The following is a 10,856-nucleotide window of genomic DNA, read 5'->3' on the forward strand; positions in this document are numbered from 1 at the left end:
TTGACGATGTTGAGCGCCGACTTCCCGACCACCCCCACCCGGCTGACGGGCTTTGGCCGCACCGCGCCGTCGGTGGCGCACGTGCTGTCGACGCCGGATCCCGAGGTGATCGCCAAGGCAGTGGCCCGGGTGGCCGACGCCGGCGGCCTGCAAAACGGGAGGGGTGTGATCGCCCGCGGGCTGGGCCGCTCCTACGGCGACAGCGCGCAAAACGGCGGCGGCCTGGTGATCGACATGACGGTGCTCAACCGCATCCACTCGATCAGCGCCGACACCCGATTGGTCGATGTCGACGCCGGAGTCAGCCTGGACCAGCTGATGAAGGCGGCGCTGCCGTTCGGGCTGTGGGTCCCGGTGTTGCCGGGAACCCGCCAAGTCACCATCGGCGGCGCGATCGCGTCGGACATCCACGGCAAGAACCATCACAGTGCGGGCAGCTTCGGCAGTCATGTGCGGTCGATGGACCTGCTGATGGCCGACGGCTCGGTGCACACGATCACCCCCGAGGGCCCTGAGTCCGAACTGTTCTGGGCGACGGTCGGGGGCAACGGCCTGACCGGGATCGTGTTGCGCGCCACGATCGCGATGACCCCGACCGAGACCGCGTACTTCATCGCCGACGGCGTGGCCACCAAGGACCTCGACGAGACGGTCGCCGTGCACGTCGACGGCAGCGAAAGCCGCTACACCTACTCCAGCGCCTGGTTCGATTTGATCAGCCCACCACCCAAACTCGGCCGGGCCTCGATCAGCCGGGGCAGCCTCGCCACGCTGGATCAGCTGCCGAAGAAGCTCGCCAAGAACCCGCTGAAATTCGATGCACCACAACTGTTGACGGTGCCGAACCTGTTTCCGGTCAGCGCCATGAACAAACTGTCGTTCATGGCGATCGGCGAGACGTATTACCGCCTGGGCGGCAACTACACCGGCAAGATCCAGAATCTGTCGCAGTTCTACCACATGCTCGACCTGGTCAGCGGCTGGAATAACGCTTATGGGCCAACGGGTTTCGCACAGCATCAGTTCCTGGTGCCGCCGGATGCGCTTGACGAATTCAAGGCCATCATCCGCTGGATCCAAACGCAGGGGCATTACTCGGCGCTCAATGTGTTCAAGCTCTTCGGTCCGGGCAACCGCGCGCCGCTGAGTTTCCCGATGGCCGGCTGGAACGTCGCGATGGACTTCCCCAACAAGCCCGGGATCAACGAGTTCCTCAACGAACTCGACCGCCGGGTACTCGAATTCGGCGGACGGGTCTATACGGCCAAGGACTCGCGCACCACCGCCGAAACCTTTCACGCCATGTATCCGCGCATCGACGAATGGATTGCCGTGCGCCGCAAGGCCGACCCGTTGCGGGTCTTCGCCTCCGACATGGCCCGACGTTTGGAGCTGCTCTAGATGGTGCTTGACGCCGTGGGAAACCCGCAGACAATCCTGCTGCTGGGCGGCACCTCCGAGATCGGGCTCGCGATCTGCGCGCGCTACCTGAAGAATGCGCATGCGCGAATCCTGTTGGCCGCCATGCCCGGTGACCCCGGGCGTGAGGACGCCGTCGCGCAGATGAAGGCCGCCGGTGCGCGCTCGGTCGAGCTGATCGACTTCGAGGCCACCGACCCTGAGAGCCACCCCAAGATGATCGACGCGGCCTTCGCGGGGGGTGACGTCGATGTGGCCATCGTCGCGTTCGGCATCCTCGGCGACGCCGAGGAGCTGTGGCAGAACCAGCACAAGGCTGTGCTTGCCGCCGAGATCAATTACACAGCAGCGGTTTCGGTGGGTGTGCTGCTGGGCGAGAAGATGCGCGCTCAGGGTTTCGGTCAAATCATCGCGATGAGTTCGGCAGCCGGCGAGCGGGTGCGGCGGTCCAACTTCGTCTACGGCTCCACCAAGGCCGGCCTGGACGGTTTCTATCTGGGCCTCGGAGAGGCGTTGCGCGAGTTTGGGGTTCGCGTTCTGGTGATCCGCCCCGGCCAAGTACGTACCCGGATGAGCGCGCACGTCAAGGAAGCGCCGCTGACCGTCGACAAGGAGTACGTCGCCGACCTCGCGGTGACCGCGTCCGCAAAAGGTAAGGAATTGGTTTGGGCGCCAGCAGCATTCAAGTACGTGATGATGGTGTTGCGACATATCCCGCGGCCCATCTTCCGCAAGCTGCCCATCTGATCATGCGCAACGCGCTGGCCAGCCTCGGCCAGATGTTGGCGGCGGTGCTGGTGGCAGCCGTCGTTTCGGTGGCCTCGCTGATCGCCATCGCGCGGGTCCAGTGGCCCGCCTTCCCGTCGTCGAACCAGCTGCACGCGCTGACCACCGTCGGCCAGGTCGGTTGCCTGATCGGGCTGCTCGGCGCCGGTTGGCTGTGGCGGCGGGCCGGCCGGTGGCGGTGGGTCGCCCAGCTTTGCGGGCTGGTGTTCGTGTCGGCGTTTTCCGTCGTGACGTTGGGCATGCCCCTGGGAGCGACCAAGTTGTATCTGTTCGGCATCTCCGTCGATCAGCAGTTCCGCACCGAGTACCTGACACGCCTGGCCGACAGCCCCGCCCTGCACGACATGACCTATCTCGGGCTGCCGTCGTTCTACCCGCCGGGCTGGTTCTGGATCGGCGGGCGCGCGGCGGTGCTGACCAGGATGCCGGCGTGGGAGTTGTTCAAGCCGTGGGCGATCACCTCGATCACCATCGCCATCGCGGTTGCGCTGGTGCTGTGGTGGCGGATGATCCGGTTCGAGTACGCGCTGATCGTCACCACCGCGACCGCGGCGGTGACGCTGGCCTACAGCTCGCCGGAGCCCTACGCCGCGATGATCACCGTGCTGCTGCCGCCGGTGCTGGTGCTGGCGTGGTCGGGCCTGCGCGCCGGCGAGCGCTCCCCGGGCACCGGACGCCCGGTTGGCGGGGCGCCCGAGCCCGAAAGCCCGGCCAGCCGGGCAGTGGGCGAAGAGGGGGACCGGCCGAGGGCTCAAGGGTGGGCCGCGGTCGTCGGCGCCGGGTTGTTCCTCGGCTTCACCGCGACCTGGTACTCGCTGCTGTTCGGCTACACCGCGTTCACGATCGCGCTGATGACGCTGGTGCTGGCCGTCTCACGCTGGCGGGCGGCCGGCTGGAAAGCCGCGCTCGACCCGCTGCGCCGGATCGCCGTCATTGCGGGCATCGCCGCCGCCATCGCGGCAACCACCTGGCTGCCGTTCCTGATACGGGCGGCGAGCAATCCGGTCAGCAACAGCGGCAGCGCGTTTCACTACCTCCCAGCCGACGGCGCCGAGCTGACCTTCCCGATGCTGCAGTTCTCGCTGCTCGGAGCGATCTGCATGCTCGGCACGCTGTGGCTGGTCGTGCGCACGCGAGCGTCCACGCGTGCGGGCGCGCTGACGATCGGCGTGCTGGCCATCTACCTTTGGTCGCTGCTGTCGATGCTGACCACACTGGCGCGCACCACGCTGCTGTCGTTCCGGCTACAGCCGACGCTGAGCGTGCTGCTGGTGGCCGCCGGGGTGTTCGGCTTCATCGAGGCCACGCTTGCCCTCCACGAACGCGGCGGGGCCTGGGAAAGGGCGACCATCCCGGTGGCCGGCGCGATCGGGATGACCGCCACCATCGCCTTCAGCCAAGACATTCCCGACGTGCTGCGCCCGGACCTGACCATCGCCTACACCGACACCGACGGACACGGCCAGCGCGGCGACCGGCGCCCGCCGGGTGCCGAGAAGTTCTACTCCGCCATCGACACCGCCATCACGGCAGTCACCGGCAAGCCGCGGGATCAGACCGTGGTGCTGACCGCCGACTACAGCTTCCTGTCCTACTACCCCTACTGGGGCTTCCAGGGGCTGACGTCGCACTATGCCAATCCCCTGGCGCAGTTCGACTTACGGGCCGCGCAGATCAAGAAGTGGTCCAGCCTGACGAGTCCCGACGAGTTCCTGCACGCGCTGGACACCTCGCCGTGGCCACCGCCGACGGTGTTTCTGATGCGCCGGGGCGCGAACAACACCTACACGCTGCGGCTCGCCGAGGACGTTTACCCCAACCAGCCCAACGTGCGTCGCTACACCGTCGACCTGCGGGCCGCCCTGTTCGACGACCCGCGATTCGCCGTGCAAAGCGTCGGCCCGTTTGTGCTGGCCATCCGCCGGCCACTGGCCCAACCCGCGGCAGGACGCTGATGGCGACCGACACCGCGCGCGACTTGGCCGAAGAACTACCATCTAGGTCCGTGAAGGGAGCGGGAGCAAGGCACCGGACCGCTCGCATCGTGGCCGTCGTCGCCGGTCTGCTCGGAGCGCTGCTAGCGATCGCCACACCGCTGCTGCCGGTCAACCAAACCACCGCCCAGCTCAACTGGCCGCAGAACGGCACCTTCCAAAGCGTCGAAGCGCCGCTGATCGGCTATGTGGCCACCGAGTTGAACATCTCCGTCCCGTGTCAGGCCGCCGCTGGGCTGATCGGACCGCAGAGCGCCGGCAAGACAGTGCTGTTGTCGACGGTGCCCAAGCAGGCTCCGAAGGCCATCGACCGGGGGCTGCTGATCCAGCGCGCCAACGACGAGCTGGTGCTGATCGTCCGCAATGTCCCGGTCGTGGTCGCGCCGCTCAGCCAGGTCCTCAGTCCGGCCTGCCAGCGCCTGACCTTCACCGCGCATGCCGACCGGGTCACCGCAGAATTCGTCGGCCTGAGCTACGGACCCAACGCCGAACACCCCGGCTCCCCGCTGCGCGGGGAGAAGAGCGGCTACGACTTCCGGCCGCAGATCGTCGGCGTGTTCACCGACCTGTCCGGGCCGGCGCCGCCGGGCCTGAGCTTCTCGGCGACCGTCGACACGCGCTACAGCAGCAGCCCCACACCGCTGAAGATGGCCGCGATGATCCTCGGCGTCGTGCTGACCGCCGTCGCGCTGATCGCCCTGCACGTGCTCGACACCGCCGACGGCACCAGGCACCGCCGCTTCCTGCCGTCGCGGTGGTGGTCGATCGGCGGGCTCGACGCGCTCGTGATCGCCGTGCTGGTGTGGTGGCACTTCGTCGGCGCCAACACCTCCGACGACGGCTACATCCTGACCATGGCCCGGGTCTCCGAACATGCCGGTTACATGGCCAACTACTACCGGTGGCTGGGCACGCCCGAAGCGCCGTTCGGGTGGTACTACGACCTGCTGGCGATTTGGGCGCACGTCAGCACCAGTAGCGTCTGGATGCGGCTGCCCACCCTGGCGATGGCCCTGACCTGCTGGTGGGCGATCAGCCGTGAGGTCATCCCCCGGCTGGGCCACGCCGTGAAGACCAACCGCGCGGCGGCGTGGACGGCCGCGGGGCTGTTCCTGGCGACGTGGTTGCCGCTCGACAACGGGCTGCGGCCGGAACCGATCATCGCCCTGGGCATCCTGCTCACCTGGTGCTCGGTCGAGCGGGCGGTGGCCACCAACCGGCTGCTGCCGGTGGCGATCGCTTGCATCATCGGCGCGCTGACCCTGTTCTCCGGGCCGACCGGCATTGCGTCCATCGGCGCCCTGCTGGTGGCGGTCGGGCCGTTGCGCACCATCATCCACCGCAGATCCCGACAGTTCGGGGCGCTGCCGCTGCTGGCGCCCATTGCGGCCGCGGCCACCGTCACGATCATCCTGATCTTCCGCGACCAGACCCTGGCCGGCGAACTGCAGGCGACCGCGCTCAAACGTGCCCTCGGGCCGAGCCTGAGCTGGTTCGACGAGCACATCCGTTACGAGCGGCTGTTCATGGCCAGCCCCGACGGATCGGTCGCCCGCCGCTTCGCGGTGCTGGCGGTGCTGCTCGCGCTGGGCATCACGGTGGCAATGTCGTTGCGCAAGGGCCGAATTCCTGGCACCGCGGCCGGACCGAGCCGCCGCATCGTCGGCATCACGATCATCTCGTTCCTCGCGATGATGTTCACCCCGACCAAGTGGACCCACCACTTCGGCGTGTTCGCCGGGCTGGCCGGCTCGCTGGGCGCGTTGGCGGCGGTCGCGGTCACCGGGGTGGCGATGCGCTCGCGCCGCAACCGCACCGTGTTCTCCGCGACCGTGCTGTTCCTGGTGGCGATGTCGTTCGCCAGCGTCAACGGCTGGTGGTACGTCTCCAATTTCGGTGTGCCATGGTCGAATGCATTCCCGGCGTGGCACTACGCGTTCGCGACCGTCCTGCTCGGGCTGACGCTGGTGGTGCTGTTGCTGGCGGCGTGGTTCCATTTCGTGTCTCCCGACGGGCCATCCGGTGGACCACCGAAGACCCGCAGTCGGGCGCGGATGTCCGCAATCGTCCAGTCCCCGTTGGCAATTGCGGCGTGGGCACTGGTGACATTCGAGGTCGTCTCACTGACGCTGGCGATGACCGGCCAATACCCCGCCTGGTCGGTGGGCCGGTCCAACCTGGAGGCATTGACCGGCAAGTCCTGCGGCCTGGCCGAGGACGTCATGGTGGAGCAGGATCCCAACGCCGGCATGCTGTCGCCGATGTCGGGCCCGGTGGGCGACGCGCTGGGCGCCGGACTGTCAGAAGCCTTCACGCCCAACGGTATTCCCGCCGACGTCTCGGCCGACCCGGTTATGGAGCGTCCGGGTGACCGCAGCTTCGTCAACGAAGACGGTAAGACGACCACCAGTGAGGCCGGCACCGAGGGCGGTACCAGCGCCGCGCCCGGAGTCAACGGCTCGCGCGCCCAGCTGCCCTACAACCTTGATCCGGCGCATACTCCGGTGCTGGGCAGCTGGCGGCCTGGCATCCAGGTGCCCGCCGTGCTTCGCTCCGGGTGGTACCGGTTGCCGCCGCGCGACAAGGCCGGTCCGCTACTGGTGGTCTCGGCGGCCGGCCGGTTCGATCCCCGCGAGGTGCAGATGCAGTGGGCTACCGACGACCAGGCGGCCAGCGGACACCCGGGTGGGTCGTTCCAGTTCTTCGATGTCGGCGCCTCCCCCGCGTGGCGCAATCTGCGGATGCCGATGTCATGGATTCCGGAGAACGCGACCCAGGTCCGCCTGATCGCCAACGACGAAGATCTGGCGCCGCAGCACTGGATCGCGGTCACCCCGCCGCGGATTCCCCAGCTGCACACGCTGCAGCAGGTGGTGGGCTCGGCGGACCCGGTGTTCCTGGACTGGCTGGTGGGTTTGGCATTCCCGTGCCAGCGGCCGTTCGGCCATCAAAACGGTGTCGACGAGACACCCAAGTGGCGGATTCTGCCGGATCGGTTTGGCGCCGAGGCCAATTCGCCGGTGATGGACAACAACGGCGGTGGGCCACTGGGTGTCACCGAGTTGCTGGTGAAGGCGACCACGATTTCCACCTACCTCAAGGACGACTGGTCGCGCGACTGGGGCTCGCTGCAGCGCCTGACGCCGTACTACTCCAATGCCCAGCCCGCCCGTCTGCAGTTGGGCACGGCGACGCGCAGTGGCCTGTGGGACCCGGCTCCGCTTCGCCGGGGCTAGTCACAGCCCCGGCAGGCAGTTGATGAAGGGGATGCAGGGCGGCGACGGCGGCCGCGGCGGCGGGAACCCTTCGATGATGGTCGAGTTGGTCACCGGGCTGTTCTGATCGAAATACCAAGGGTGACAAACGCTTCGGTCCCAGTTGGGCATGTTCTTCATGATCGGTGAGCCCGGGCACCATTGATAGGTGCAGCTGTTCGTCGGGGTTGGGACGGTGCCACCGTCCTGACACACCATTGGGGCGGGCTGAGCCTGGCCGATTCCCGCGGCCAAGCCCAACCCAGCGACGGCGAATCCGCCCGACAGCACCGCCCCGGCGAGTACTCGTTTCATGGTGAAGTTCACGTTCATGTCGCCAGTGCATCCGGTCAACAGCGCTACCGATCCCACATTCAGCGGCGGCCGGGCGCGGGACCCTCGGCGATTTGGCCGCCGGAAAGCTGGTGGTATTGGTGGCAGACGGTCATGTCCCAGGTGAGCCCGGGGGAAGCGGGCATCGCGTCCCCGGGGCACCAGTACTGAGGCCCATCGGAGGTCGCGAACACGGCCAAGCCCAGCCCCGCAGCCGAAACGCCACCCGCCACCACCGCCCCGGCAATAATCCGCGTCCAGTTCATGATCGATTCCTTTGCGCTTTTGTCGCCGTCGGCTTGTGCGACTCTTTCTTGGTTTGTTTGCCGACGCCGGTAGTCTCACGCGCGCCGCTTGCCGGGTCTTTGCGAGATCCTTGCAAAATTCATGTGCCCGTGACCTGGGCATTCGATGTTCTGGGGGTGCCGCGCAGGCATTGCCCTTCGCGGTAGGTAAGCGTAGACTTACGGTTCGTGATGACTTACCAAGTCGATGGTGACGCGTGGGTCGCCCTGGCGGATCGCACCCGTCGGGCAATCATGGAGCGCCTTGCGCACGGTCCGTCGGCCGTCGGGGAACTGGCCCGGGATCTACCCGTCAGCCGCCCGGCCGTTTCACAGCACCTCAAGGTGCTCAAATGCGCCGGCTTGGTGCGTGACCAGGCGGCGGGGACCCGCCGCGTCTACCAGCTCGACCCGACAGGCCTAGATGCGATGCGCGCCGAGCTGGACCGGTTCTGGACCCAAGCCCTGGCCAACTACGCGGCCAAATTCCCCGAGATCGAAGGACAGGAGTCATGACCCAGCCGCGAAGATCCGAGATTCAGCATCAGGTCATCGTCGACGCCCCGATCGAGCGTGCGTTCGCCGTCTTCACCGAGCAGTTCGGTGACTTCAAACCACGTGAGCACAACCTACTCGCGGTCCCGATCGCCGAGACGGTATTCGAAACCCACCCGGGCGGGCACATATACGACCGCGGCGTCGACGGCACCGAGTGCCGATGGGCGCGCGTGCTGGCCTACGAACCCCCGCACCGGCTGTTGTTCACCTGGGACATCAGTCCGTCCTGGCAACCGGAAGCCGACCAGTCACGAACCAGCGAGGTCGAGGTGCGTTTCACCGCGGAGTCCGAAACACGCACGCGTGTCGAGCTCGAGCACCGCCACCTCGACCGGCACGGCCCCGGCTGGCAGTCGGTTGCCGACGGAGTCGACGGCGAGGCCGGGTGGCCGTTGTACCTGCAGCGCTACGTCGGCCTCACCGCCGGAGTACGGGAATGACCGCCCCGTCCATGATGAGCATGGCCCACGACGAGCGGGCCGACCTTGCGGATTTCCTGACCACGTTGTCACCGCAGGACTGGGAGACGCCGAGCCTGTGCTCCAGGTGGACCGTCAAAGACGTTGTCGCACATGTGATCAGCTACGAGGAGCTCGGCATGGTCGGGCTGTTGAAGCGTTTCGCGAAGGGGCGGGTGGTCCGGGCCAATCAGGTGGGGGTCGACGAATTCGCCGTGTTGAGCACCCAGCAACTGCTCGTATTTCTGCGCAGCCACCTCCAACCGCGGGGATTGACAGCGGGTTTCGGCGGCATGATCGCCCTCGTCGACGGCACGATCCATCACCAGGACATCCGCCGGTCGCTGGGTCGGCCCCGCAGTGTGCCGGCCGAACGGCTGAAGCGGGTGCTCGGCCTGGTGCCGGGAAACCCACGCCTGGGCGCGGGCCGGCGGATCAGGGGGCTGCGGCTGCGGGCCAGCGATGTCGACTGGACCCACGGCAGCGGCCCCGAGGTCACCGGCCCGGGTGAGGCCCTGCTGATGGCGATGGCCGGGCGCCGGGCGGCACTGGCCGACCTCGACGGCCCCGGCTGCGCGACACTGGCGGCAAGGCTACCCGAATAACGGCTATTCCGAACGTATTTCGACGGTGAACTCTCGGCTGCCGATCTTGATGTGATCGCCGTCGCCAAGGACAACGCTGCCGCGGACGCGCTTGCCCTGCACCTCGATGCCATTGGTGGAGCGCAGATCGGTGATTACGAAACCGGTTCCGCTGTCGGTGATCACGGCGTGATAGCGGCTGACGTCGTTGTCGTCGAGGACGATGTCGTTGTCCATGAAACGCCCGATCCGGGTGGTCGCGTCGTGGAGCCGGTACTGGCTTCCGGCCTTGTCGCGCAACAACACAACGACCGACCCGTCGGTCGGAATCGGGGCAGACTCGACGACGGGCGCGTCGACGCTGACCTTCAGGGTGGTCAGGGCCGCCCGGGTGCGCGGCGGCGGTTCCTGGCGCAGGATGCGCTCATGCAGCTCAGTGACCGTCGGCCCGGGATCGATGCCGAGCCCCTCGGCCAGTGCCGTCTTCAGTCGCCGATACGCACCCAGGGCGTCGGATTGCCGCTCGGTCATGTAGTAGGCGGTCATCAATTGCGCCCACACCGGTTCCCGGTACGGATACTCGGCGGTGATCGCCTCGAGCTCACCGATGACGGATTCGGCGCGCCCGCAGGCGATTTCTGCCTGGGCGCGGGCGGTGTGGACGGCGACCTTCTCTTCGATCAGCGCAGTGGCGAACGCGTCGACGAAGGCGAACTCGCGCAGGTCGTCGAGGACCGGCCCGCGCCACTGGCTCAGCGCGGCGGACAGGTGGCTGCCGGCGTCCTCGAACCGGCCCGCGGCGGCGGCCTGGGTGCCCGCCGCCTTCTCGGTGCTGAAGCGGCCGAGGTCGCAGTCGGCGTCGGCGATGCTGAGCTGGTAACCGGGCGGGACGCTCGCCAGCATCTGCTCGGCCTCGGCGGTGCGCAACAGCCGCCGCAGGTTGGACACATGGGACTGGATGCTGATCCGCGCGGCCGGCACCGGATCCTCGTCCCAGACCGCGCCGATCAACGAGTCGACGGACACCGGCCGGTTGCGGTTGATCACCAGCATCGCCAGGACGGCGCGTTGCTTCGGTGCGCCCAGATTCAGCCGGGTGTCGTTGGCGGTCACCTGCAAGGGACCCAACACACCGAACCGCAGACCTGAGGCCGTCATCGCAGTAAATGGTTTCAGACCTGGCCGG

General features: G+C 67.5%; 10 protein-coding genes. 7 read left to right on the forward strand and 3 right to left on the reverse strand.

Annotated features, from left to right (window positions below; translation table 11 throughout):
- Positions 1 to 6 precede the first annotated feature (6 nt).
- From dprE1 to AC5Y5O_RS10355, 4 genes are read left to right on the forward strand one after another with little or no spacing between them, the layout of a single operon-like run.
- Positions 7 to 1,401, forward strand: coding sequence for a decaprenylphosphoryl-beta-D-ribose oxidase (dprE1, locus tag AC5Y5O_RS10340; protein WP_096290579.1), 1,395 nt, complete (start codon positions 7 to 9; stop codon positions 1,399 to 1,401).
- Positions 1,402 to 2,166 carry a decaprenylphospho-beta-D-erythro-pentofuranosid-2-ulose 2-reductase gene (gene dprE2 / locus AC5Y5O_RS10345; RefSeq protein WP_096290580.1) on the forward strand — a complete coding sequence of 255 codons (765 nt, stop codon included), beginning with the start codon at positions 1,402 to 1,404 and terminating at the stop codon, positions 2,164 to 2,166.
- Positions 2,167 to 2,168: 2 nt separating this feature from the next.
- On the forward strand, positions 2,169 to 4,160 hold the full coding sequence (locus tag AC5Y5O_RS10350; RefSeq protein WP_500024958.1) for a galactan 5-O-arabinofuranosyltransferase: 1,992 nt from the start codon (positions 2,169 to 2,171) through the stop codon (positions 4,158 to 4,160).
- On the forward strand, positions 4,160 to 7,435 hold the full coding sequence (locus AC5Y5O_RS10355) for an arabinosyltransferase domain-containing protein (protein ID WP_096290582.1): 3,276 nt from the start codon (positions 4,160 to 4,162) through the stop codon (positions 7,433 to 7,435). Before AC5Y5O_RS10350 ends, AC5Y5O_RS10355 begins: the two co-directional genes overlap by 1 nt.
- On the opposite strand, the gene AC5Y5O_RS10360 is transcribed toward AC5Y5O_RS10355, so the two are convergent.
- Entirely contained in the window at positions 7,436 to 7,786 is a 351-nt protein-coding gene (locus AC5Y5O_RS10360; protein ID WP_133160894.1) for a hypothetical protein, read from the reverse strand.
- A gap of 41 nt (positions 7,787 to 7,827) precedes the next feature.
- The gene (locus AC5Y5O_RS10365; RefSeq protein WP_096290584.1) at positions 7,828 to 8,052 is read right to left on the reverse strand and encodes a hypothetical protein; all 225 of its coding nucleotides are present in this window, start codon (positions 8,050 to 8,052) and stop codon (positions 7,828 to 7,830) included.
- Positions 8,053 to 8,262: 210 nt separating this feature from the next.
- Between AC5Y5O_RS10365 and AC5Y5O_RS10370 the strand changes: the two genes are divergently transcribed.
- The 3 genes from AC5Y5O_RS10370 to AC5Y5O_RS10380 are packed head-to-tail and all read left to right on the forward strand — an operon-like array spanning position 8,263 to position 9,691.
- Positions 8,263 to 8,586 carry an ArsR/SmtB family transcription factor gene (locus tag AC5Y5O_RS10370; RefSeq protein ID WP_207768630.1) on the forward strand — a complete coding sequence of 108 codons (324 nt, stop codon included), beginning with the start codon at positions 8,263 to 8,265 and terminating at the stop codon, positions 8,584 to 8,586.
- On the forward strand, positions 8,583 to 9,068 hold the full coding sequence (locus AC5Y5O_RS10375; protein ID WP_500024963.1) for an SRPBCC family protein: 486 nt from the start codon (positions 8,583 to 8,585) through the stop codon (positions 9,066 to 9,068). Before AC5Y5O_RS10370 ends, AC5Y5O_RS10375 begins: the two co-directional genes overlap by 4 nt.
- Entirely contained in the window at positions 9,065 to 9,691 is a 627-nt protein-coding gene (locus AC5Y5O_RS10380) for a maleylpyruvate isomerase family mycothiol-dependent enzyme (protein WP_096290587.1), read from the forward strand. The genes AC5Y5O_RS10375 and AC5Y5O_RS10380 overlap by 4 nt, the downstream gene beginning before the upstream one ends.
- A gap of 3 nt (positions 9,692 to 9,694) precedes the next feature.
- On the opposite strand, the gene AC5Y5O_RS10385 is transcribed toward AC5Y5O_RS10380, so the two are convergent.
- Positions 9,695 to 10,828: a BTAD domain-containing putative transcriptional regulator gene (locus AC5Y5O_RS10385; protein WP_096290588.1), complete on the reverse strand. Its 1,134-nt coding sequence runs from the start codon at positions 10,826 to 10,828 to the stop codon at positions 9,695 to 9,697.
- Between the last annotated feature and the right edge of the window lie 28 nt (positions 10,829 to 10,856).

It is taken from the genome of Mycobacterium sp. NGS40, from assembly GCF_059812735.1.